Annotated in this window: 22 protein-coding genes and 3 tRNA genes; 16 read left to right on the top strand and 9 right to left on the bottom strand. The window is 56.7% G+C overall.

Annotated elements, in window-relative coordinates:
• Positions 1–13: 13 nt before the first annotated feature.
• From tolQ to nadA, 9 genes are all read left to right on the top strand, one after another.
• The gene (gene tolQ / locus AXW11_RS04845) at positions 14–703 is read left to right on the top strand and encodes a protein TolQ (RefSeq protein WP_007152467.1); all 690 of its coding nucleotides are present in this window, start codon (positions 14–16) and stop codon (positions 701–703) included.
• 43 nt (positions 704–746) lie between these two features.
• Entirely contained in the window at positions 747–1193 is a 447-nt protein-coding gene (gene tolR / locus AXW11_RS04840) for a protein TolR (protein ID WP_036205359.1), read from the top strand.
• A gap of 78 nt (positions 1194–1271) precedes the next feature.
• Complete coding sequence (gene tolA, locus AXW11_RS04835) at positions 1272–2246, top strand: cell envelope integrity protein TolA (protein ID WP_036205360.1); 975 nt, start codon at positions 1272–1274, stop codon at positions 2244–2246.
• Positions 2247–2308: 62 nt separating this feature from the next.
• On the top strand, positions 2309–3592 hold the full coding sequence (tolB, locus tag AXW11_RS04830) for a Tol-Pal system beta propeller repeat protein TolB (RefSeq protein ID WP_091641303.1): 1284 nt from the start codon (positions 2309–2311) through the stop codon (positions 3590–3592).
• 72 nt (positions 3593–3664) lie between these two features.
• Entirely contained in the window at positions 3665–4243 is a 579-nt protein-coding gene (gene pal / locus AXW11_RS04825; protein ID WP_036205364.1) for a peptidoglycan-associated lipoprotein Pal, read from the top strand.
• Positions 4244–4255: 12 nt separating this feature from the next.
• The gene (ybgF, locus tag AXW11_RS04820; protein ID WP_075196202.1) at positions 4256–5041 is read left to right on the top strand and encodes a tol-pal system protein YbgF; all 786 of its coding nucleotides are present in this window, start codon (positions 4256–4258) and stop codon (positions 5039–5041) included.
• A gap of 85 nt (positions 5042–5126) precedes the next feature.
• Positions 5127–5202: transfer RNA gene (locus AXW11_RS04815), tRNA-Lys, on the top strand.
• 66 nt (positions 5203–5268) lie between these two features.
• Positions 5269–5344: transfer RNA gene (locus tag AXW11_RS04810), tRNA-Lys, on the top strand.
• Between the two features lie 214 nt (positions 5345–5558).
• Entirely contained in the window at positions 5559–6620 is a 1062-nt protein-coding gene (gene nadA, locus AXW11_RS04805) for a quinolinate synthase NadA (protein ID WP_036205367.1), read from the top strand.
• A 2-nt stretch (positions 6621–6622) separates the two neighbouring features.
• Here nadA and AXW11_RS04800 read toward each other — a convergent pair whose 3' ends face one another.
• Positions 6623–8101, bottom strand: a complete 1479-nt coding sequence (locus AXW11_RS04800; protein WP_036205369.1) for a M48 family metalloprotease — start codon at positions 8099–8101, stop codon at positions 6623–6625.
• A gap of 154 nt (positions 8102–8255) precedes the next feature.
• On the opposite strand from AXW11_RS04800, the gene AXW11_RS04795 reads away from it, so the two are divergent.
• Together AXW11_RS04795 and AXW11_RS04790 are read left to right on the top strand one after the other, a co-directional pair.
• A complete protein-coding gene (locus AXW11_RS04795; RefSeq protein ID WP_036205371.1) occupies positions 8256–8483 on the top strand; it encodes a sulfurtransferase TusA family protein in 228 nt (75 codons plus the stop codon).
• A gap of 30 nt (positions 8484–8513) precedes the next feature.
• Entirely contained in the window at positions 8514–9593 is a 1080-nt protein-coding gene (locus AXW11_RS04790) for an AI-2E family transporter (RefSeq protein ID WP_036205372.1), read from the top strand.
• Here AXW11_RS04790 and AXW11_RS04785 read toward each other — a convergent pair.
• Entirely contained in the window at positions 9590–10057 is a 468-nt protein-coding gene (locus AXW11_RS04785; protein WP_041334312.1) for a peroxiredoxin, read from the bottom strand. The two genes, AXW11_RS04790 and AXW11_RS04785, sit on opposite strands and share 4 nt — an antisense overlap.
• Positions 10058–10131: 74 nt before the next feature.
• On the opposite strand from AXW11_RS04785, the gene dapA reads away from it, so the two are divergent.
• The 5 genes from dapA to AXW11_RS04760 are packed head-to-tail and all read left to right on the top strand — an operon-like array spanning position 10132 to position 14691.
• Positions 10132–11007, top strand: coding sequence for a 4-hydroxy-tetrahydrodipicolinate synthase (gene dapA, locus AXW11_RS04780; protein WP_036205374.1), 876 nt, complete (start codon positions 10132–10134; stop codon positions 11005–11007).
• Between the two features lie 37 nt (positions 11008–11044).
• Positions 11045–12142 carry an NlpB/DapX family lipoprotein gene (locus AXW11_RS04775; RefSeq protein WP_041334314.1) on the top strand — a complete coding sequence of 366 codons (1098 nt, stop codon included), beginning with the start codon at positions 11045–11047 and terminating at the stop codon, positions 12140–12142.
• Between the two features lie 44 nt (positions 12143–12186).
• The gene (gene purC / locus AXW11_RS04770) at positions 12187–12900 is read left to right on the top strand and encodes a phosphoribosylaminoimidazolesuccinocarboxamide synthase (protein ID WP_036205376.1); all 714 of its coding nucleotides are present in this window, start codon (positions 12187–12189) and stop codon (positions 12898–12900) included.
• Positions 12901–12935: 35 nt separating this feature from the next.
• Positions 12936–13664: a TIGR04219 family outer membrane beta-barrel protein gene (locus AXW11_RS04765; protein WP_075196199.1), complete on the top strand. Its 729-nt coding sequence runs from the start codon at positions 12936–12938 to the stop codon at positions 13662–13664.
• A 19-nt stretch (positions 13665–13683) separates the two neighbouring features.
• Entirely contained in the window at positions 13684–14691 is a 1008-nt protein-coding gene (locus tag AXW11_RS04760) for an NAD-dependent epimerase (RefSeq protein WP_091641300.1), read from the top strand.
• Here the strand turns inward: AXW11_RS04760 and AXW11_RS04755 are convergent.
• From AXW11_RS04755 to AXW11_RS04725, 7 genes are all read right to left on the bottom strand, one after another.
• Entirely contained in the window at positions 14682–16433 is a 1752-nt protein-coding gene (locus AXW11_RS04755) for a choice-of-anchor Q domain-containing protein (protein ID WP_091641296.1), read from the bottom strand. The two genes, AXW11_RS04760 and AXW11_RS04755, sit on opposite strands and share 10 nt — an antisense overlap.
• Positions 16434–16809: 376 nt before the next feature.
• Positions 16810–16886 (bottom strand) — tRNA-Val (locus AXW11_RS04750).
• 55 nt (positions 16887–16941) lie between these two features.
• Positions 16942–17898: a DMT family transporter gene (locus AXW11_RS04745; RefSeq protein ID WP_091641293.1), complete on the bottom strand. Its 957-nt coding sequence runs from the start codon at positions 17896–17898 to the stop codon at positions 16942–16944.
• Between the two features lie 126 nt (positions 17899–18024).
• The gene (locus AXW11_RS04740) at positions 18025–19110 is read right to left on the bottom strand and encodes a hypothetical protein (protein WP_036205381.1); all 1086 of its coding nucleotides are present in this window, start codon (positions 19108–19110) and stop codon (positions 18025–18027) included.
• A 29-nt stretch (positions 19111–19139) separates the two neighbouring features.
• Positions 19140–20216 carry a hypothetical protein gene (locus AXW11_RS04735; RefSeq protein ID WP_091641290.1) on the bottom strand — a complete coding sequence of 359 codons (1077 nt, stop codon included), beginning with the start codon at positions 20214–20216 and terminating at the stop codon, positions 19140–19142.
• A gap of 148 nt (positions 20217–20364) precedes the next feature.
• Positions 20365–20967: a YceI family protein gene (locus AXW11_RS04730; RefSeq protein ID WP_091641288.1), complete on the bottom strand. Its 603-nt coding sequence runs from the start codon at positions 20965–20967 to the stop codon at positions 20365–20367.
• Positions 20964–21683 carry a CDP-alcohol phosphatidyltransferase family protein gene (locus AXW11_RS04725; protein ID WP_228209728.1) on the bottom strand — a complete coding sequence of 240 codons (720 nt, stop codon included), beginning with the start codon at positions 21681–21683 and terminating at the stop codon, positions 20964–20966. The genes AXW11_RS04730 and AXW11_RS04725 overlap by 4 nt, the downstream gene beginning before the upstream one ends.
• Positions 21684–21828: the final 145 nt, after the last annotated feature.

Here is a 21828-nt window from a genome sequence, read left to right as displayed (position 1 = left end):
CCAGGAGTAAAAGGTGGAGTCAGAAGTTTCTGTTTGGTATCTCATCGCCAACGCCGGTGTGCTGGTTCAGCTGGTTATGCTGTTGCTTGCCCTGGCGTCCATTATCTCCTGGGCACTGATCTTCCAGCGCCTGAAGGTGTTCCGCAAGGCCAAGCAGGCCCAGTATGCGTTCGAGGAACGGTTCTGGTCCGGAATGGACCTGGGTCAGCTCTACCGGGAAGTGAACAGTAATCCGACGCCGTTCTCCGGCATGGAGTCGTTGTTCCGGGCTGGTTTCAAGGAATTTTCCCGTCTGCGCCAGCAAAGCCGGGATGCCGATGCCGTCATGGAAGGCACCCAGCGTGCGATGCGAGTGGCGTTTTCCCGTGAGCAGGAGCGGTTGGAGATGCACTTGCCGTTTCTTGCAACCGTCGGCTCCACCAGCCCCTATGTCGGTCTGTTTGGCACGGTCTGGGGCATCATGAATTCATTTCGGGGACTGGCTCAGGTTCAGCAGGCGACCCTCGCCACGGTAGCCCCCGGTATTTCCGAGGCATTGATAGCAACGGCAATGGGCCTGTTTGCGGCCATCCCCGCCGTGATTGCCTATAACCGTTTCTCCGCTATTTCCGATGCGCTGCTGAAGAACTATGAAACCTTTGCCGATGAGTTTTCGAGCATCCTCCATCGCCGTGTGCATAACAGCGAGCAGTCAGCCGCATGAGGAAGGCAGCCAGTAACGGACAGCCAGTCGGGAGAGCAGAAACATGAAAGGCATGGGAATGATGCCGGCGAGAAGTCGCAAGCCGATGTCTGAAATCAACGTCGTACCCTACATCGACGTCATGCTGGTGCTGCTGATCATCTTTATGGTGACGGCGCCGATGCTGACGCAAGGCGTAAAAGTGGATCTGCCGGAAACCACATCGCAGCCGATCCAGTCCGACAAGAACGTGGAATCCATTGTGGTATCGGTGGACAGCAATGGTGCGTATTTCATGGATATCGGGGATGAAAGCAGTGACCCGATGTCACTCGCGGACATTCGCGACCGGATCGCCAAAATCCTGTCCCAGCGTACGGACCGCGAAGTGCTTGTTCGGGGTGATGAGCATGTTGAGTACGGTACCGTTGTTCGACTGATGGCTCAGTTACAGGCCGCAGGGGCGTCTAATGTCGGATTGATCACCGAAGCGCCATCCATTGATGAGTAGGTACAGAGCAGGCAGGTTTTTGTGAGAGGTCATGAGCGTGATGTAACCAACACGGGCCAGCCGCCCTGGAAGTCGCCCGTGGCTCTGTCAATCCTGCTGCATGGGTTGATCCTGGGCGTGGCCTTGGCCGGATGGACGTGGACCAATCCCTCGGAGGATCCGCCGCCGCCCAGTATTTCTGCGCGCCTGATCACTCCGAACGAGCCCGAACCCAGTCCGGTGACGGAACCGGTTGATGAACCGGATCGTGATGAAGAACGCAGGCAGGAGGAAGAGCGGAAGCGTAAGGAAGAAGCCGAACGTCGAAAGGCCGAAGAGGAACGCGAACGGGAAGAGGCTCGCCGCATCCAGCAGGAGAAAGAGCGCAAGCAGGAACAGCAGCGCCAGGAAGAGGCGGCGAAGCGCGAACGTGAGCAGCAGCGCAAAGCGGAAGAGGCTGCCCGCCAGAAGGCTGCTGCTGAAGCCAAGGAGCGTGAACGTCAAAAGGCCGAGGAAGAAAAGCGTCGCCAAGAAGAGGCTGCCCGGAAGGCCGCCGAGGAAAAACGTCGTGCGGAGGAGCAGCGCCGCAAGGAAGAAGCTGAGCGCAAGGCGAGGGAAGAGCGAGAGCGCCAGGAAGCTGAACGCAAACGCAAGGAGCGTGAGCGGCGTCTGAAAGAACAGCAACTGGAAGCCCTGGCGGAAGAAGCCCAGCAGGAACGCGAGGCGGAGGAGCGCCGTAAGAGGGAGGCGGCCGCGGCCAAGGCGCGCGAAGCGCAGATGCTGACGGAAAGCCAGAAATATCAGGCGCTGATTCGTGAACGATTGAGCCAGGCCTGGTATCCGCCATCATCGGCAACCGAGGAGATGACTGCGCGGCTTCAGATCACTTTGCTACCGACTGGTGAACTTGCCTCGGTAAAGCTTGTCTCCACCAGTGGCAACACGGCATTCGACAATTCGGCGCTGGGCGCGGTTAAGTCGTTGAATCGTTATCCGATTCCCGATGATCGGGACACGTTTGAAAAGTATTTTCGCCAGTTTACGATTGAGTTCAATCCTCGGCGGTTGAGATAAGGACAATGGGAAATCAAATGACGAACCGGAGTACTAAAGGCACAACCCCAACCGGCATGGTAATGACATGGTTGCTGATGCTGGCGGTGATGATAGGGAGCAGTCCGGCGGCCCACGCAGAGCTGTTGATCCGAATCACGGAGGGTGCGGATTCGGCCATCCCGGTCGCCGTGGTCCCATTCGCTGAATCCGGCACCATGCCGTCTGGCGATAAGATCAGCAGTATCGTCCGCGACGACCTCACCATGAGCGGTGAATTCAAGCCACTGGCACCAGAGAAAATGCTCAGCCTGCCGTCAAAGGGTGATGAGGTCTATTTTCGCGACTGGCGACTTCTGGGGCAGCGTTACGTTCTGGTCGGTCAGTTGACACGTACCGGCGACAAGATTGAAGCCCGGTATGAGTTGTACGATGTGAACCGCGAGGAGCGGATCCTTGGGGCAACGGCGTCCTCATCGGTGAACAGCACACGGAGCCTTGCCCACCACATCAGTGACAAGGTCTATGAGGCTATCACCGGGGTGCCGGGCGCATTTTCTACCAAGCTGGCCTACGTCACGCTTCAGCGATCCGGTGGCAAAGCCCTGTATCGGCTGCAGGTCAGTGACGTGGATGGCAAAAGGGCCAAGGTCAGGCTGGAAAGCGATGAACCCATTTTGTCACCAGCCTGGTCGCCCGACGGTAAGAGGCTTGCCTATGTGTCGTTTGAAACCGGTAAGCCTGCAATCTATATCCACGAGCTTTCATCGGGCAACCGCACGCGGATCGCGGACTTCCGGGGTTTGAATTCAGCTCCCGCATGGGGCCCGGATGGTCGGTCGTTGCTTATGACCCTGTCGAAGGACGGCAATGCCGAGGTCTACAAGATGGATATTCAGAGTCGCTCGCTCAAGCGGCTGACCAATCACTGGTCTATTGATACTGAGCCCACCTGGGATCATACGGGTGAAGGTTTCTTCTTTACGTCTGATCGTTCCGGTGGGCCGCAGATCTACCACAAGTCCAGTGAGAGTGCGGAACCCCGCAGGATTACCTTCGGTAGCCGCTACAATGCCCGCCCGCGGCCAGACAACGACGGCAAGTACGTCTACTATGTGCATCAGAGAGACAAGGCGTTTCATATAGCACGGACTAACTTGCAGACGGAGGAAGAAACGATTCTCACTCGAACTGAGTCCGATGAATCGCCCAGTGTTTCGCCCAATGGCCGGATGTTGATCTATGCAACCAAGCAGGGCAGCGACAGTGTACTAACTGTAATTGCCGCGGATGGCGGAGCGGCCTATAGTCTGCCGGCCTCGGAGGGTGATGTGCGTGAACCGGCATGGTCACCGATCGTCAAGTAAACCGGAACTCCGAACAGAACAGGTTCGTTTGCATTAACGTACAACAGACTCTCAAAAAGGAAGGAAGTGATTATGAACGTATCAGCTCACCACAAATTATTCGCCATGGTAATGTCTCTTGGTCTGATCGCCGGTTGCAGCAGCACCGGTGAGACCACTGAAGACGGTGCGTACGGTTCCGATGTCTCTGCTGTCGACCAGGAAGGTGGCAGCACTGTTTATGGCGGCGATGATGACGGCGGTGTGTCTTCATCCGAGATGAGCGAAGAGCAGCGTCGTGAAGCGGAAGCTCGTGCTGCGCGGGCGGAAGAAGCCGCCATGCGCGAAATCACCACCTTCTACTTTGATTTTGATACCTCCGAAATCAAAACCGAAGCCCGCGATGTGCTGGTGGCCCACGCCCGGTTCCTGCAAGCCAATCCGGGGCAGAATGTCCGTATTGAAGGGCATGCTGATGAGCGCGGCACCAAAGAATACAACCTCGCATTGGGCGAGCGTCGTGCCAACGCCATCGAGCGTTTCCTGATCGTGAACGGTGCTTCCCGCGGCCAGACGGAAACCATCAGCTACGGTGAAGAAAAGCCGGCAGTGATGGGTTCCAGTGAGAGCGCGTGGGCCCAGAATCGTCGCGTTGAACTCGTTTTCCAGTAACAGGCGAACCCCATGAGACATCTGCTCATGGCGACAGTGATGCTCCCGCTTGCCTTCGGGCATGCGGGCGGCGCGCTGGCGCAATCCGTTTCTCCAGCGTTCCAGGACAATGCGTCCGAGGCAGAACGCAAGGCTGGCAACAGTCAGGCCAATGCGGAACTGTTCTACATGATTCAGCAACTGCAGGGCGAGGTTCGTCGATTGCAGGGGCGGGTCGAAGAGCAGCGCAACCTCATTGATCGGCTTACCAAGCAGTCACGGGACCGCTACATCGACCTTGACCAGCGAATTCTGAAACTCTCTGAAAAGGTCTCGGAAGCACCAGCGACGAGCTCAGCGAGCTCAGAGGGTGCGGCCGATTCGGCTGAGGCAGCAGGAGATTCGGGGGTGAAAACCAGAATCTACCGGCAGCCTTCCGACAAGGAGCGAACGGAATACCAGAAAATCCAGACTCTGATCCATCAGGAAAAGAACTACGACCAGGCGATCAATGGGTTGTACGACTTCATTGATGAGTATGAGGAAGGGGACCTGACGGTCAACGCCTATTATTGGCTGGGCGAAGTGTACCTCGTTGAGGAACAGCTCGAACAGGCGCGGCAGGCGTTCACCATCGTTGCAACCCGTTATGGGGATCATCGCAAGGCGCCGGACGCTGTTTACAAGCTTGGTGTGACCCTGGACCGGCTAGGCGATAAGGAGCAGGCTCGCGGGCGTATGGAAACCGTGGTCCGCGACTATCCGAATACCAGCGCCGCTGAGTTGGCCAAGAAGTACCTCGACTCCAGTAACGGCTGATCGTGCTTGCCACGAAGAATGTTGAGAAACCTGGGAATTAGGGGTTGATCGGCGCTGAAAAATCATTACTATATGCGCCTCGTTTGGGTCGTTAGCTCAGTTGGTAGAGCAGTTGGCTTTTAACCAATTGGTCGAAGGTTCGAATCCTTCACGACCCACCAAATTACGAACGAGGCGGTGGTCTGAGTCGTCGCGTTGTTCTGGTCCGGATTCGGGCCGACAGTTATGGGTCGTTAGCTCAGTTGGTAGAGCAGTTGGCTTTTAACCAATTGGTCGAAGGTTCGAATCCTTCACGACCCACCAATAGAACAGGAAGCCAAAGTGGCTCCTGTCGAAAAAAGAGCCTTCGGGCTCTTTTTTTTTGGGTATACGGTCATACATCTGTGATAGTGGGCGTAGTTAAAAGGGTGCGTGTAAGTAACCTAAGCAAAACTCTGTGACAGCAGGGTGTCAGCCCAGTGAAAGTCGTGGCCGAAGTGATATACTTCCGACGTTAACGCAATACAGAGATGCAGTAATGACGCGAGTTGAAGACCGTATTCTCGTTCAGGAACATCTGGCACACCAGGCAGAGCCAAAGACCCTGAGCGACGACGAGAAAGCCAACCTTGAGTCCCGTATTCGAGCAGCGCTGAAAGCGCAGGATGCGGTGCTCGTGGCTCATTACTACACCGACCCTGACATTCAGCGCCTGGCGGAGGAAACCGGCGGCTGTGTTGCCGATTCGCTGGAAATGGCCCGGTTTGGCAACCAGCACAAAGCGTCAACCGTGGTCGTGGCAGGTGTCCGTTTCATGGGCGAAACCGCCAAGATTCTGAACCCGGAAAAACGTGTGCTGATGCCCACGCTGGAGGCCACCTGTTCACTGGATATTGGCTGCCCCGCGGACGAATTCTCGGCCTTTTGCGACCAGCACCCCGACCGTACCGTTGTGGTCTACGCCAATACCTCCGCAGCGGTGAAGGCAAGGGCGGACTGGGTGGTTACCTCCAGTTGTGCTCAGGCCATTGTGGAGTCGCTGGATGCCCGTGGTGAAAAAATACTCTGGGCCCCGGACAAGCATTTAGGCCATTACGTGCAGAAAACCACCGGTGCGGATGTGTTGCTCTGGGATGGTTCATGCATCGTACATGAAGAGTTCAAGTACCGGGGGCTGGAGGATCTGAAAGCGCTGTATCCGGATGCGGCGGTTCTGGTGCACCCTGAGTCGCCCAACGCGGTGGTCGAGATGGCCGATGTTGTCGGTTCGACCTCTCAGCTGATTCATGCGGTACAGACGCTGCCCAACGATCAGTTTATCGTTGCCACCGACAACGGCATTTTCTACAAGATGCAGCAGTTGGCCCCCAACAAGACCTTGATTGAGGCGCCAACAGCCGGAAATGGCGCCACCTGTCGTAGCTGCGCCCATTGCCCGTGGATGGCGATGAATGGCCTCGAGAACCTGCTGTCGGTGATTGAGAACGGTGACCAGGAGGTTCATGTGGACCCGTCGTTGCGGGAGGATGCGTTGAGGCCGCTTCAGCGAATGCTGGATTTCACCGCCGAGATGAATCTGAAGGCCGCCGGCAACGCCTGACGTCAGCTGCGGCGCTGGTTCAGCCGCTCTGACACCTGCGACAATCGTTCGGTCACGATTTGGCGCAATGGCGCTCCGGCGGGGAGTCTTTCCTGGGCCTGCCGCAACTGGCGCTGGGCTGCCTCAAGGTCGCCCATCAGGATATCGTATTCGGCCCTCGCCCGGTGCACCCCAACGATGTTGCGCGCCAACCCTTCGGCTTCCGCCAGCCTCAGCCAGAGATGCTCTTTCTTCGGCAGTTCCCGCGTCAGTCTGTGGAGGTATTCGGCGGCACGTTCGCCGTTACCCGCCGCGGTTTCCAGGTGTGCGAGCATGTCGGTAATCGGGTAGTTGCCGGGGTTCCTTGCAAGGGCTTCGGAAAGCAGGCTGCGAGCTTCGTTGAGCTTGTCCTGCTCAATCAGCGCCTCTGCGAGTGTCACCTGATAGGTGATGCGCCCCGGTGTTCCATCGAGCAGCCTTTCAAGCTCAATAATCGCCTCACTCTGGTTTCCATTTCTCAGCAACGCCACCGCCAGGCCGTAGCGAATGGCATCCGGCTTTTCGGTGTCCGAACGGTTCAGGTAGTCCTTGAACGTTTCCACAGCGATGTCTGCGGACTTTGCGTATCGAACCTGAAGCCGGGATCGAACCAGATGATACTCCTGGGCATCGGCCACATCCCTGCGAGGGTATTGTTCGGCGCGGTTGCGGGTGTCGGATACACGATTCTGCGTCAGCGGGTGGGTGGACAGGTACTCCGGAACCCGGTTTCCCTGCAGGCGGTTCTGTCGCATCATGATCTCGAACATTTCCGGCATCCCTCTCGGGTCCATGCCGGAGCTGGCCAGTATGTCCATGCCAACCCGGTCAGCTTCCTGTTCATGGGCCCGGCTATAAGCCAACATATTCTGTACTGCCAGTGCCTGGGTGCCTGCGATGGCCGCTATGCCGACATCCGACTGGGTAACCGCTGAGAGGATGATGCCGGCGATCATGCCGGCAATGGTCAACGGGGCGCTGGTTTCCTGTTGCTCCAGGCGCCTGGCGAAATGGCGCTGGCTCAGGTGCGCCAGTTCGTGGGCCAGAACCGAGGCAAACTGTTGCTCACTCTCGGCATTCAGGAACAGGCCGCCATTAACGCCGACGACATTGCCGGGGACCGCAAAGGCATTGATGTCGGGGCTGTCGATGATCGCCAGCGTGAGGTCGCTGCTACTCAGAGGTGCCGAGGGTACGAGGCGATAAATGATCGAGTTCAGGTAGTCCTGGACCAGGGCATCGGTGATCTGAGGGGCGGATCGCCGGATGGATGTCATCACTTGACGCCCGATATCCGTTTCCTGGCGCTCAGAGATAAGCCCACCACCGGCGCCACCAATGGACGGGAGTGTGCTATCCGACGATTGTGCCGAGGCCTGGCTGACCGTCAGTGAAAACGCCAGGGCAAAGGCGGATGCCAGGGTGCCTGGCCGTTGAGTTCGGCGGCGGTTTGTTACAGTCATGAATAGGCGATGTCCGTTGTCATGGGGTTCTCTCTGACAGCATTGTGCCACCGAAAGTTCTTTCGGGGTTCGTCTGTTACGATTGAGGTGCAATACAGTACCACTGTGGGCATAATGCCGGCTCCTGTTTTGAACATACGGATGCCTTATCGCCATGGCTGATCGAACACTGGACGCATCGGGCCTGCGCTGTCCGATGCCGCTATTGAAAACCAAGCTCGAACTCAACAGCATGTCTCCCGGCCAGGAACTTGAAGTTATCGCCACAGACGCCGGTTCTGCAAGGGATATTCCTGCGTTCCTCGAACTGTCGAGTCATGAGCTGGTCCGCACATCCGAACAGGGTGGCTGTTTCACCTTTGTGATAAAGTGCGGCGGTTAAGCCCGTAGTAATGACCCTCCGGAGTCGTTGATGATCAGAATTTTACGTGGTCTCGCCCACAAATACTTTTCAGATGAAGAAGCCGTCATTCTTTTCCTGCTGATACTGGCAGGCGTCGTCTTCATCATTTTTTTCGGCTCCATGCTGGCGCCCGCGATTGCGGCGGTTATTGTTGCCTTTATCCTCCAGGGGCTGGTCACCAAGCTTAATCGGCTCGGAATTCCGGAAATCGTATCCATCATAGGCGTGTTCTTTGTCTTCCTGGGGCTGTTGATTGGCGTCCTGTTCGGGCTGTTACCTCTGATCTGGACCCAGGTGACCGGGCTGGCGGGCGAAGCGCCTCGTATTTTCAGAGAGATGCAGTCCTATCTTGAAGTGCTTCCTGAGCAGTATCCAACGCTGATATCCATGGAAGGCATCAACACCATCTACAATCAGGTAACCACCGAAGCCGGCCGCATGACCCAATGGCTGGTGTCCTTTTCACTGGAAAGCATTCCGGATCTGGTGGCGCTGCTGATCTACATGGTGTTGCTGCCGATTCTCGTATTCTTCTTCCTCAAGGACCGCCGGGTGCTACTGGGTGCGATCGCTCGCATGCTGCCATCCCAACGCCCGATGATGGTCCGGATATGGCATGAAGTGAATCTTCAGTGTGCCAACTACGTGCGGGGAAAGGCGGTGGAGATACTGATCGTTGGAGGTATCACCTACGTGGCCTTCAAGGTTCTGGGTATGCCCTATGCGGCCCTGCTGTCACTGATGGTGGGTCTGAGCGTGGTGATTCCCTATATCGGGGCGGCTGTTGTCACCATTCCGGTCGCCATGATCGCCTTGTTCGCCTTCGGGTGGGGCAGCCAGTTTATCTGGGTCATGGTGGTGTACGGTGTGATCCAGGCGCTGGATGGCAACGTTCTGGTTCCCATCCTGTTCTCGGAAGTGAATAATCTGCACCCTGTCGCCATCATCGTGGCTGTGTTGTTCTTTGGTGGCATCTGGGGTTTGTGGGGTGTGTTCTTCGCCATACCGCTGGCGACCATGCTCAAGGCGATCTTCTCGGCATGGCCGGTCAAGTACGGGCAGGCAGAGACGTTGCCAAAGGAGTCTTAAAGACTCCTGACGGCCTCCAGCACTTCGTCAACGTGGCCTGGTACTTTCACGCCTCGCCACTCCCTGCGAAGGACCCCGTCCTTGTCGATCAGGAAGGTGCTGCGGTCAATGCCCATATATTCCTTGCCATAGAGCTTCTTCAGCTTGATGACATCGAACTGTTGGCAGAGGGCTTCGTCCTTGTCGGAAATCAGGTGGAAGGGAAATGCCTGCTTTTCGCGGAAGTTGTCGTGGGCTTTCAGGCCGTCACGTGACACGCCCAAAATAACCGTATCGAGTGCTTCAAACTGGTCGTGCCGATCGCGGAAATCCTGACCTTCAGTGGTGCATCCGGGGGTGTTGTCCTTGGGGTAGAAATAGACCACCACATTCTGGCCTTTCAGGTCCGATAAACGAATGGTTTGATCTCCGGTAGCCGGGGCCTCAAAATCATCAACAGGACGGTTCAGTTCGGGTGCTGACATGACATCTCCTTTAATTCCCTTGTGTCAGTGGGTGCCCAACATTACCATATCGTTTTTATTCGTACGGAGTTTTTATGATTACGGGGAGCCTTGTCGCACTGGTCACGCCCATGCATTCCGATGGCAGCGTTCATTGGGAGCACCTTGATAAGCTGGTGGACTTTCATCTCGACAACGGAACGCACGGTATCGTGGCCGTTGGAACGACGGGTGAATCCGCCACGCTGGACCCGGAAGAGCACATGCGGGTGGTGGGGCATATCATAAAACGCGTCAATGGCCGCATTCCTGTGATTGCCGGTACCGGCGGTAACAGTACTCGTGAAGCCATAGAGCTGACCGAAGAGGCTCACAAGCTGGGTGCCGATGCCTGTCTGCTTGTCGTCCCGTACTACAACAAGCCGACCCAGGAAGGGCTCTACCAGCACTTCAAGACCATTGCCGAGGCTGTCCCGGTCGATCAGATTCTCTACAACGTTCCCGGCCGAACGGCGTGCGACATGCTGAACGAGACCGTTGAGCGCCTGGCAGATATTCCGAACATCATCGGCATCAAGGATGCAACCGGCAATATTCCCCGTGGTGCAGAGCTGGTTGAAGCCGTTAGAGGCCGCCTGGTGGTCTACTCTGGCGACGACGCGACGGCCGCCGGACTGATGCTTGCCGGCGCCAAAGGCAACGTCTCCGTTACCGCCAACGTGGCGCCCAAGGGCATGGCTGCGTTGTGCGAAGCCGCCATCGCCGGAAATGAGGAGGAAACTGAGCGGCTTAACGAGTTGCTCATGCCTCTGAACCGCAAACTTTTCCTCGAGGCCAATCCCATCCCCGTGAAGTGGGCTCTCTATCATATGGGTATGATCGGGGAGGGCATTCGCCTTCCGCTCACCCCTCTGAGTGACAGGTTCCACGGCGAAGTGGAAGACGCACTGAAAGCCTCTGGCGTACTCTGAGTCAGGCTGTACCATCTATCGTAACTGGAGTCGCCTGATGGCGTTTAGGTTCAGGACAGAAATCAAAAAAACCGAAAAATGCATCAGGCCCCTGGCGGGCCTGATGTTTGTTATGGCCCTGTCAGGCTGTAGCTTGATCGAAGACCGCTCAGAGCGCTATGTCAATGCCTCGGAAGGCACGCCTCTGAAACTGCCGGAAACGGCGGATGAAGGCGAGTTTGGTCAGATCATGCCGATACGCGAAGCGACCGCTGCCGACTCGGGCCGTATGTATCGGGGAAGCATACCCAGGCCGCCGGATATGACCTCCGATATCCTTGACGAAAATTATCTGGTTGAGGAACTGGATGGCCAGATATGGCTGCTGGTGAATGATGTTCCAGGTCGCCTTTGGCCTGCAGTCACCTCCTACATGAATGAGAACGGCCTTGGTGTGGCGTACGACAGCCCCCAGCTCGGCCTGATGCAGAGTGAGTTGGTTAACTTCAGCAAGCAGGCGAGGGGATTGCTGGGGCTGCCGGACAACCCCGACGGACCAGAAGCGAAAGTGGTGGTCCAGGCCCGTGTTGCACCCGGTGTACGCCGTAAAACCACGGAAGTGCAATTCCGTTCCTTCGAAGTTGCTGATGACCCGAACGAACTGATGGCTTGGGGCGGTGGGGACACCCGTAGCCGCGAGCAACTCGATACCAGTCGGAAGCTGCTCGAAGACCTGGCCCAGTATTTACGCAACCGGGAAGACAGTAAGTCTTACTCCCGTGCGGCATTGGGCATGGCCAGCGAACCCCTGGTCAAGTTGGTATCGGACGACGAAACGCCCAGGGAAATTGTAATGAGCCTGGATTACGGCCGGGCTTGGGCGGAGGTTCGCCGAGCGGTGGATGACGCGGGCATACCGGTGATCGACCTGAACCGTGAAGACGGGTATTTCTTTGTGGATTTCCGGCCGGAATCCGAGCGCGAGCCGGGATGGTTCAGCTGGTTCTCCGACGCCCCGGAACCGGTACATTCGTTTGATATACGGCTTGAGGAACGCGACGGCGACATTGTCGTTTCCACCGCCATCGCCGAGAGTTACGATGGTGAGAATCGCTCGACCGAGCTGCTTTCAGAACTGTTCGAATATCTTTACTAATGCAAGCAGTGCCTGCACCGAGCGGGCACGTCCGGAGATCTGACATGGAAAAGCGTGAAGAGCTTTACGCGGGCAAGGCCAAATCCGTATACCGTACCGACGACCCCGACCGGTTTGTGATGGTCTTTCGCGACGATACGTCGGCTTTTGACGGCGAGAAGAAAGAGCAGCTCAACCGCAAGGGCATGGTGAACAACCGCTTTAATGCCTTCATCATGGAAAAACTGGAAGCGGCCGGCGTTCCCACGCACTTTGAGGGCCTGCTTTCCGGCACGGAATCGCTGGTCAAGAAGCTGGATATGATTCCGGTTGAATGCGTGGTTCGTAACATCTCCGCTGGCAGTCTGTGCCGCAGGTTGGGTGTCGAGGAAGGGCTGACGCTGAACCCGCCCACCTTTGAACTGTTCCTGAAGAACGACGCCATGCATGATCCCATGGTCAATGAGTCACTGGCGGTCAGTTTTGGCTGGGCGAAAGCAGACGAGCTTGCCAGAATGAAAGAACTGACCTATCAGGTAAATGACGTACTGAAGGCGCTGTTTGAGGAAGCCGGCATGCTGCTGGTGGATTACAAGCTGGAATTTGGTCGTTCGGGTGGCCAGATTGTCCTGGGTGACGAATTCAGCCCTGACGGCTGCCGTATCTGGGACAGGGAAACCCGAAAGAAGATGGATAAGGACCGTTTTCGTCAGGGACTGGGCGATGTGATTGAGACCTACGAAGAGGTTGGTCGTCGTCTCGGCATCCGTTTCGACTGATCAGTCAGGTACAACAACCAGAAAACAGGTGCACTATGCGTAAACTGATTCTTGCCATCGGCGGCTCTTTGGTCATCGCCGCCCCAGTCGCAACCGCTGATGTGGTTGGTGTGGGCGCCAATGTCAGCTACTGGGATTCTGACCTCTCGGGCAAAGCCGGCAAAAACAACGACGTGGTCGACGTCGAAAACGACCTTGACCTGGAAAGCGACACCAATGCCAACCTGAGTGCCTACCTCGAGCACCCGGTGCCGGTATTGCCCAACGTGCGCCTGAATTACACCCGCATTGAACAAAGCGGTAGTGGCGAAGTGTCCACGCAATTTGACCTAGTGTCCGGCGACGTCGATTCGGATTTGGACCTGAGTCAGTTTGACGTCACCCTGTATTACGAAGTGCTCGACAACTGGGCCAATCTGGATCTGGGCGTGACCGCCCGCAATCTGGATGGCGAACTGATTGTCCGTGAGCAGGCCACCAATGGCCAGGTCAGTAAGACTGAGGTCGACGGCGTGATTCCGATGGGTTATCTGGCTGCCCGCTTTGATCTTCCCTTTACCGGTGTTTCCGTCGGTGGCGAGGCCAACCTCATCAGCTTCGACGGCGATTCCATCTATGACTACAACGCTTACGGCCAATACGAACTGTCGTTGTTACAGCTGCGCGCCGGCTATCGTCAGATCAGCATTGATTACGAAGACAGCGATGACCGTCTGGACATCGAACTCGGTGGCCCGTTTGTAAGTGCCGGGCTGACGTTCTGAAGGAACAGGAGAGAACACGTTGAAAATTCTGGTTACGGGCACGGCGGGCTTCATTGGCTCCCATCTGGCGCATCGGCTGCTTGACCGAGGTGATGAAGTAATCGGCGTAGATAACGTCAACGATTACTACGACCCCACTTTGAAGGAAGCGCGGCTTGAGCGCCTGACCTGTAAACCAGGATTCACCGAGGTTCGTAAGGACGTGGCCGACAGGCCCGCCATGGAGGCCCTGTTCCGAGAGCACAAGCCAGAGCGTGTGGTTCACCTGGCGGCCCAGGCGGGCGTGCGGTACTCCCTGGAGAATCCTCATGCCTACATCGATGCCAATTTGGTGGGTTTCACCAACATCCTGGAAGGTTGTCGTCACAATGATGTGAAGCACCTGGTGTACGCCTCCAGCAGCTCCGTCTACGGCGCGAATGAAACCATGCCGTTCTCCATCCACGACAACGTGGACCACCCCCTGAGTCTGTATGCGGCCTCCAAGAAAGCCAACGAGCTGATGGCCCACACCTACAGCCACCTTTACAACATGCCCACCACCGGCCTGCGCTTCTTCACCGTCTATGGCCCATGGGGCCGACCGGATATGGCGCTGTTCATCTTCACCAAGAAGATCCTGGCCGGTGAACCCATTGATGTGTTCAATCATGGGCACCACAGGCGCGACTTCACCTACATTGACGATATTGTGGAAGGCGTTATCCGGACCCTGGACAGTGTCGCCACCCCCAACCCGCAGTGGAGTGGTGAAACGCCAGACCCCGGCACCAGCAAGGCGCCATATCGACTGTATAACATCGGTAGCAACAATCCGGTGGAGTTGTCCCGGTTTATTGAGATCATCGAAGAGCGCGTTGGTAAAAAGGCCGAGAAGAACCTGCTGCCCCTACAACCCGGTGACGTGCCGGCTACCTACGCCAATGTGGATGACCTGATTGAAGATGTGGGCTACAAGCCGTCCACCACGGTGGAGGACGGCATTGCCAATTTCGTGGATTGGTATCGGGACTTTTATCAGGTGTGAGCCCGGCTGAACCGGCGCCTTATCGCGACTAAAAGTCCTGCCAGCATAAGAAACGGTGACAGCGCACCACCTCCGCCGCTGCCACCGCCTGATTCGCTGTCTGAGCTACCGCCACCACTCCCTGTGTCTTGAATGAGTTCTTCTCTGAATTCCACGGCGCCTATATCGCAGATTTCCACTCCGTCGCCATCTCCATCAATCGCGCGTCCGAATCCAAGTTGGTCTATCGAAGAGCATGTCCCAACGCTGCCCGGGGCAAGTGGATCGCCCGAATCGATGGCGGGGCTGCCAGGCTGGGGAGCGTGGGTCAGCATGGGCACCAGGTCGTCACCAATTGAGATCTCGCCACCATTGGCGGCCAAGGTGCCCAGAATCGGGTTAACGGCAGCGCCGCCACCGTTCACGTCGCCGACAATATCTCCCGTGCCAGCCGTGTAGGTGCAGTCCGCATTGTTTCCAATCAGGTTGTAGCCGCTGGAGACGATGTTGCCGCTGCAATCCGGTGACTCACTGGTTGAGGTGTTCCCCGCAATGATCGAATTGGTCATGTCCAGGCCGCCGAGGATGATTCTTACGCCGCCACCGTCGGCAAAGACCGTCGGATCTGCTTGAATGGCATTTTGCGTAATGGTCACGTTAGTCAATACGGCAGAGTCGGTGGCCAAGAGTCCTCCACCTCCGGCATAGTCAATGCCCTCGACCCGATTACCCGATATGGTGCTGTTGCTCATTGACAGGGGGTCTATGGCTGCAATGGCACCACCAGTGGCGGAAGAACCGCCGGAGCTCGTTTTTGTAACACGATTATTTACAAACACACCCCGTGCGATGCCCAGGTTTCCGGCGCGATGATAAATGCCCCCTCCTGACGCTGCACCCGTACCGTTTACAATCACCTGATTGCCCGAAAAGACTGAGCTGCTGACGCCTGTGGTGGCCCCCACATTGGGGTAGATATAAAGACCGCCACCGTGTGCGCTGCCGTTGACGGTCGTGATCAGGTTGTCCTCCACTACAGAGGTGATCAAGCTAAGGGTCCCACCATTGCCTACATAGATGCCTGCACCATAGCCAAACACAGTGTCGGTTTCTGAGGCATCGATTTCGTTGGCTTGAATGCTGACTCTTGTCAGAAATAAATTGCCGAGAGAGTGAATTCCAGCGCCAGAGCCAGACCCGGAGTTCACTTCAATCAAGTTTGAGGAAACGCGGGCGTCTTGCATGGTCAGTCTGCCACTGGACACATAGATGCCCGCACCCAACGTCACGCTGCCGCCGTTGGTTACGGTAAGGTCGAGCAATTGAACGTCAGCGTCATTTCGAATTTCAAAAACACGATCGGTACTGTTGCCGTCGATGACTGTCTCAGAAGAAGCACCATTGCCTTTGATGATTAACGATGCTGAGATGTCCAGGTCTCCGGTTTCTGCGTCGTTCTCGTTAGTGCCAGTGAGAGAAAGAACGATTGGTGAAGAGTTGATTGACTCGGCAAACCGTATAACGTCTGGCAGCGCTGACTCACCAGCTATACAGTCGGCAGAGCCGGTCTGATTATTGTTGTTGGCATTGATAATCGCCTCTCGCAGACTGCACATTCCATCGGCGGCAATGGCGTCGTCCGAGGTGTTAACAGTGAGTGTCGCCGCGAGCGTAAGGCTTGGCGACGTAAGCGCGGTCAAAAAAAGAACGACTCCGATCGGCCCATTGAAAAGCGCGGTAGCTCTATTGCTGAATCCGTCCATGATGGCTCCTCCTGCTGAATTTTTGCAGTGTTAAGGGTTCAGTGACTGCAAAACCCACAATCGAATAGTTTAATTTCTCATCTATTTTAAGGTTGCCTTGAAAGAAGGGATGGGGCAAGCAAAAAGGCGGCACGAAGTTCTCAATATTTCACTTACTGCAATAGTCGCACCGGCTTTATGGCGTTACGCACTTGTTCGTCAACAAGAGAGTTGTGCGGCAGTTTCTGGTGAGGTAATGGATGCGCCGACCCGGAACTGATAGAGCGTTGCAAACGTTTGCTGGATTGTTTGTGGAAGGAAGAGCGGCAGAAACAAAAAAAGCCACTCGGCTTACGCTCTGAGTGGCTTTTTCAGTTGATATTCTTGTTCGCAGGAATGGTAGGACCAGGCAGATTTGAACTGCCGACCTCTGCCATGTCAAGGCAGCGCTCTAACCAACTGAGCTATGGTCCTATGTCCTGCAACGGGGTGGAAATATACTGATTCCGATGGGCGTGGTCAACCTCTTTCAGGCGGTTTTCTGCTTTCTGGCCCAGCCTTTTATGGCCTTGCTGAGCACTCCCCACCGATTGATCAGCAGTGCGAGGAATATCAGGCCGCAACCGGCGAGTTGTGTGGTGGACATGGATTCGCTGAACCAGCCTGCAGCGAACAGTGCGACCCATACCGGCTCCAACACAAGGATTACAACTCCGTGGCTGTGGGTAGCCAGGCTTTGGGCATAGGTCTGCAGCAGGAAGCGGCCTGCCGTGCCTACCACGGCACTGGCAATCACCCAGCCGGCGAGAATGCCGGAGAAGTTCTCGAGAGTCGGTGTCCAGGGTTCCAGCAGCACTGACTCGGTCAAGGTGACGGTGCCTACGGTGAGCAGCGCAATGGTCGTGAGGGGCAGGGCGGGGACGCGGTGTTTTTCCACGGACTCTCCCCGGTGGTTGATCACCGTGCGCTGGTTGGCCGCGCGGGTGTTAAGGGTGAAATACAGCGCAAAGATAAACGCAGCCACCACGAAGAAAACCTGACCGATTTCTGGCCGGAATCCATTTTTGAGCGACAGCAGCGCGAGCCCGCCCACCGCGACCGGAATTGCAAACCAGGTGCTCAAAGGCTGTGCCTCCTGGAAGATCACCCGGGCAATCACTGGCACGATGACCACGCCAAGGCTGGTCAGGAAGGCGCCTTCACCTATGTGGGTGACGTGAAACAGCCCCATCACCCAGAAGCTCATGGCCACTCCGAACACCAGCCCCACGCCAGCACTGCGCTTGAATTGGTCCAGGCTTAGCCGTTTCAGCGAAGGCCAGGCTATGACCGCCAGTACCGAACCGGCCAACAGGAACCGAAGGGCCATGAACATCAGCGGCGGCATCAGTAATACGGCTTCCTTGGAAAATATCCAGCTAATGGCTGCCATCAGGGTGACAACCACCAGTAACAGGTCGGATTTATGAGTGTTCGAGAGGGGCATTCAAGACCGCCATAGAGTGGATAGGCTTTAGAGCGACAGCGGCGGAGTTTATCACGGGCAGGTAAGAATGGCTCTTCCATGAGCCGGTTGGTGCTCCTTCAGACGGTTGGGTCCATCTTGGTATTTTTAGTTGTTGAGTGTGTTGTAGACCAGTGTCGACATATCGGTCTGGTCCGAACCGGGTACTTCAACATATCGGTCACCGGAACCCCACCACTGCCACCAGGCGCGCTTGTTGTAGGTGCGGCTGGCGAAATCGACACGCAGCCCATTGAGGGTTGTGTCATTCACTACGGGGACGGAAATATTGCCGGTTTCCGAGCCCAGAACGCCGCTGTGGGAAGCACCCTCGTTCATCAGGATCGGAAAGTGATTGTAGTACAGGTCCGACGGCCCGTTCTGGCTGGACACCTTGCCCGCCAGGCTCAGGTTCGAGCTACAGGAGTCGATACCGTTGCTGGTGGTGGCGCCACAGGCCGAGTGGGTTGGTACCACGCCATCATCGGTGCCGGCAATGAACGGCTTGGTGATGCCGCCGTAGGAGGAGCCGCCGGCCACAAACCGCAGGCGCGGAATATTATTGGGACTGACGGCGAGGTTGCGTGCCGTGTTGGTTTGCAGGTCATTGACCACGCCAAGGCTGCCTGGCTCAGGGGTGATGCCGGTGAAGGCACGTACCGCCTGTTTGAGTGGCCAGTTGTACCAGCTGTCGTTGTAGGCAACGTTCAGGGCCAGATCGGCCAGCTCCGTACCGCCGCCGGCACCGGAGTAGTCGATCGCAGCGAGTATTTTCAGCGGCTGCAGTCCGTCGGCCTGAAGCCAGCGTGCCTGGTTTTCCAGAAGATATCGGGTAACCAGGTCACCGGTGGAATGGGAAACCACAATGCAGAAATCGTTGCATAGCCCCTGCTGGCTGATGTCACGTAGCTGCTGATAGGCCTGCTGGGCGATGTTGCCCTCCACACGGCCATCGCTGCCCCAATCTACACGGGCGTCGGAACGGGACAGCCAGAAGGTACGCCAGTAGTCCTCGCCAGCACTTTTTACCTCATTAAGGTTGGCAGGTGGATTGGCCAGGTCTTCCTGCTGGAAGCCGTGAACCAGGATCACGTTGTGGCCCGCAAGCTGGGCGTGGGCGGTGCCGGCGAACAAGCCGCCGGCGATGGCCACCGCAAGGGCGGTCTTACAGGCACTTCTCTTTCTTGTTTTCATAAAGGCTCCGTCTTTGTTTTATTGTTGTATCAGAACTTGTCTGCCAGCCTTTGCAGCAGCGCAGCACGTTGCTCTGATTCGGGGTCACCTGCCGGGCTGTCGGTCAATCCGTCCAGGTCCGGTGGCGAAAACGAGTAGCCATCATCAGGGCCATAGCCATAGTCGGTGCGGTCTCCGGGCGAGGCCGGCAGGCGACGGATCTGCAGGTTGCGCAGTTCCAGGTTACCGCTAATCTCACGATGGGCGAGCACCGAGCCATGGGCTTTGAGCTCCAGGGTGTCGGTGGTTCCGTCGAGTCGCTTCTCCGCCTGCAGCTGCGCGAGTGCGCGGCCGTTGTGGTAGAGCTGGGCAGAGAGGGCATAGAAGCCGGGGTCTTTGGCGTCGAAATGAACCGGTATTATCAGGTCGTTGTTGGTCACCTTTGGGTCGCCCAGGCCGTCAAACTCTCCCAGGACGGGCTCAATGGTCAGGGTTGAAACGTGGCGTACGGGTTTGCCATCAATGGTTGCCTCAACGATCAACCGATATTCGCCAGGCTCTGCGTCGGCCTCAATGATGCCTTCATAGTAGGGGGCACCGGCCTCGTTCTGGAGTGTAGTACTGGCAATCGCCTGGCGAGACTCGGGGGACTCCAGGGTCGCGTCCAGGCTTGGCCCTACCACCTGGGAGCCAGTAATGCTCGCTGCCACAAGAATGGCTTCTTCCTGTACGAAGCGGTATTTCTCAAGTGTGACGGTAAATTGTCCGCCCCCGTCCAGCGGCAGCTCCACAGGGTCGAAACGGTTGCCGGCGTAGGCCTTGGCCTGGTCGTCAGAGATTGGAATGGAGTAGGTCGGGTAGCGGATGTTCTGGCTGTATTGGGCTGCAGCACTGGCCAACATGAAGCCGATCGCATTCTCAGAGGGTTCCTGCTTTTCCGTGGTCGGCGATTCGGCCGGCCCGGGCTTGGAGCGGGTGGTGTCTGTTCCGGAAGGGGGCGGGCTCCTGCCTTCGCTCTCACCGGTTATCCAGGAGAACCGGACTGTATTGTCGGTCGACAGTAGATATCCCAGGCCGACGGCACCGGACACAACGAACGTTAGGGCCAAGAGCAACCGCAGTGGCATCTTTGGATCCTTGTTGGAGGCATTCTATGGCGCGAACGCCATTATTTTTGTTGTTGTATTAACATAACGGGCCAAACTGACTTCGCGCAAAAAAATGGCCCGAATGTGTAACAGAATGTGTCCAGGGTGTGATGTTGTTCACACTACCTCATAACCAGTCGGACTCTTTCACAGCTTCGAGGCCGAACCTGAGGCGAACGTCATCACCCACCAGATCCTGATCAATGCCGTAGGTCATACCCCAATTGCTGCGCTTGATGGTGGTCTCGGCGGTGATGCCGAGGGTGTAGTCCTCGTGCCCGATGGGGTAGTCGGCAGATTTGTTAAGGGTTACATCAACATCCACCGGGCGGGTTTTGCCCAGAAGGGTCAGGTCACCGGTCACAATGCCGGTGTTTTCGCCGGTGGTTTCGAAACTGGTGATCTCAAAGGTGATGTCCGGGAACTTTCCACTGTTGAGAAAATCCTCGTTGCGCAGGTGGCCATCCCGTTTATCGTGATTGGTGAAGACGCTTTTGCTTTTGAACGTCAGTGTGCCGGAGGTGAGCTGTTGAGTCTCCTCGTCGTAGCCGAACTTTCCTTCCACATCCCGGAACATGCCCATTACCGGGGCATAGCCGATGTGGTTCACCTCAAACGACATCGAGAAGTGTTCATCGTCGATAATGTAGGTTTCCGGCTCCGCCATGGCAACGGGGGCGGACAATGCCAGTGAGGCGGTCAGTACAGCGGTGGATAGGAACGTTTTCATGTCTTTCTCCCTGTTTGATAAAGCCAGCGCAGGTCTGTAAAAAATGAATAACAGAGCAGTACCAGCGCGATAGCGAGTGTGGAGGTTGCGAAACCGGTTGGCGTAATGGGCAGTATGGCAACCATAAGGGTGACTATTTGCCATACGCAGACAGTTTTGCGTCGAAAGCTGTCGGGTAGTGGTCTGTCCATGAAGCGAAACCAGTGGCCAGCGATCACAAAGGCGTAACGCATCAGCCCCAACGCGAGAACCCATGGGCCGGCTTTGCCCTGGGCCAGGACCGCAACACACAGCCCGAGAATGAACAGCGCATCCAGTTCCATGTCGAATCGGGCACCGAACGCCGTTGTTGAACGGGTGGCCCTTGCTACTGCGCCATCCACGCCGTCAAGAATCAACGCCAGTAAACACAATGACCCGAACAACCACAGCCAGTTCCCTAACCCGGAAGTGAACGGCGCCAGGCTGATGAGGAGTATGACGAGGGAGGCGCGTACCAGGGTTGCCCGATTGGCCCAACCGAAGTCCTGTTCCGCGGGCCAGAAGCGAATAACAGGCACCGCAATTGCCAGGCAAAGCAACACGGCGAGCGCGTAAAAGCTGGCAGGGGGGTGGAATCCGATGCCAGCGGCGGTCACCATGAGCACCGTCAGTCCGCCGGACCAGGCAAGATCGGCAGCCAGGGGCAGGCGGAACGTGTGAGTGTGGGAATCCATCATCAAACCCCAGCGTATGATTGAGCGTGCATCCGGTCGTAACAGGGCCTTACTGAAAATATGGATGCGCCTGTATGCACTATAGCTGGCAAGGCCGCGTGTACTATAGCCTGCGTATACTATAGTGAGTTACGTGCGCTGTAAG

The organism is Marinobacter sp. Hex_13, assembly GCF_001566815.1.
GTDB lineage: Bacteria > Pseudomonadota > Gammaproteobacteria > Pseudomonadales > Oleiphilaceae > Marinobacter > Marinobacter salarius.
This window is presented reverse-complemented; position numbering and strand designations above follow the sequence as displayed.

Excerpts from the sequence above, each read along its gene's own strand:
- tolR (WP_036205359.1), top strand. The coding sequence starts at position 747 with ATGAAAGGCATGGGAATGATGCCGGCGAGAAGTCGCAAGCCGATGTCT.
- tolB (WP_091641303.1), top strand. The coding sequence starts at position 2,309 with ATGACATGGTTGCTGATGCTGGCGGTGATGATAGGGAGCAGTCCGGCG.
- pal (WP_036205364.1), top strand. The coding sequence starts at position 3,665 with ATGAACGTATCAGCTCACCACAAATTATTCGCCATGGTAATGTCTCTT.
- ybgF (WP_075196202.1), top strand. The coding sequence starts at position 4,256 with ATGAGACATCTGCTCATGGCGACAGTGATGCTCCCGCTTGCCTTCGGG.
- nadA (WP_036205367.1), top strand. The coding sequence starts at position 5,559 with ATGACGCGAGTTGAAGACCGTATTCTCGTTCAGGAACATCTGGCACAC.
- AXW11_RS04800 (WP_036205369.1), bottom strand. The coding sequence starts at position 8,101 with ATGACTGTAACAAACCGCCGCCGAACTCAACGGCCAGGCACCCTGGCA.
- AXW11_RS04795 (WP_036205371.1), top strand. The coding sequence starts at position 8,256 with ATGGCTGATCGAACACTGGACGCATCGGGCCTGCGCTGTCCGATGCCG.
- AXW11_RS04790 (WP_036205372.1), top strand. The coding sequence starts at position 8,514 with ATGATCAGAATTTTACGTGGTCTCGCCCACAAATACTTTTCAGATGAA.
- AXW11_RS04785 (WP_041334312.1), bottom strand. The coding sequence starts at position 10,057 with ATGTCAGCACCCGAACTGAACCGTCCTGTTGATGATTTTGAGGCCCCG.
- dapA (WP_036205374.1), top strand. The coding sequence starts at position 10,132 with ATGATTACGGGGAGCCTTGTCGCACTGGTCACGCCCATGCATTCCGAT.
- AXW11_RS04775 (WP_041334314.1), top strand. The coding sequence starts at position 11,045 with ATGGCGTTTAGGTTCAGGACAGAAATCAAAAAAACCGAAAAATGCATC.
- purC (WP_036205376.1), top strand. The coding sequence starts at position 12,187 with ATGGAAAAGCGTGAAGAGCTTTACGCGGGCAAGGCCAAATCCGTATAC.
- AXW11_RS04765 (WP_075196199.1), top strand. The coding sequence starts at position 12,936 with ATGCGTAAACTGATTCTTGCCATCGGCGGCTCTTTGGTCATCGCCGCC.
- AXW11_RS04755 (WP_091641296.1), bottom strand. The coding sequence starts at position 16,433 with ATGGACGGATTCAGCAATAGAGCTACCGCGCTTTTCAATGGGCCGATC.
- AXW11_RS04745 (WP_091641293.1), bottom strand. The coding sequence starts at position 17,898 with ATGCCCCTCTCGAACACTCATAAATCCGACCTGTTACTGGTGGTTGTC.
- AXW11_RS04740 (WP_036205381.1), bottom strand. The coding sequence starts at position 19,110 with ATGAAAACAAGAAAGAGAAGTGCCTGTAAGACCGCCCTTGCGGTGGCC.
- AXW11_RS04735 (WP_091641290.1), bottom strand. The coding sequence starts at position 20,216 with ATGCCACTGCGGTTGCTCTTGGCCCTAACGTTCGTTGTGTCCGGTGCC.
- AXW11_RS04730 (WP_091641288.1), bottom strand. The coding sequence starts at position 20,967 with ATGAAAACGTTCCTATCCACCGCTGTACTGACCGCCTCACTGGCATTG.
- AXW11_RS04725 (WP_228209728.1), bottom strand. The coding sequence starts at position 21,683 with ATGGATTCCCACACTCACACGTTCCGCCTGCCCCTGGCTGCCGATCTT.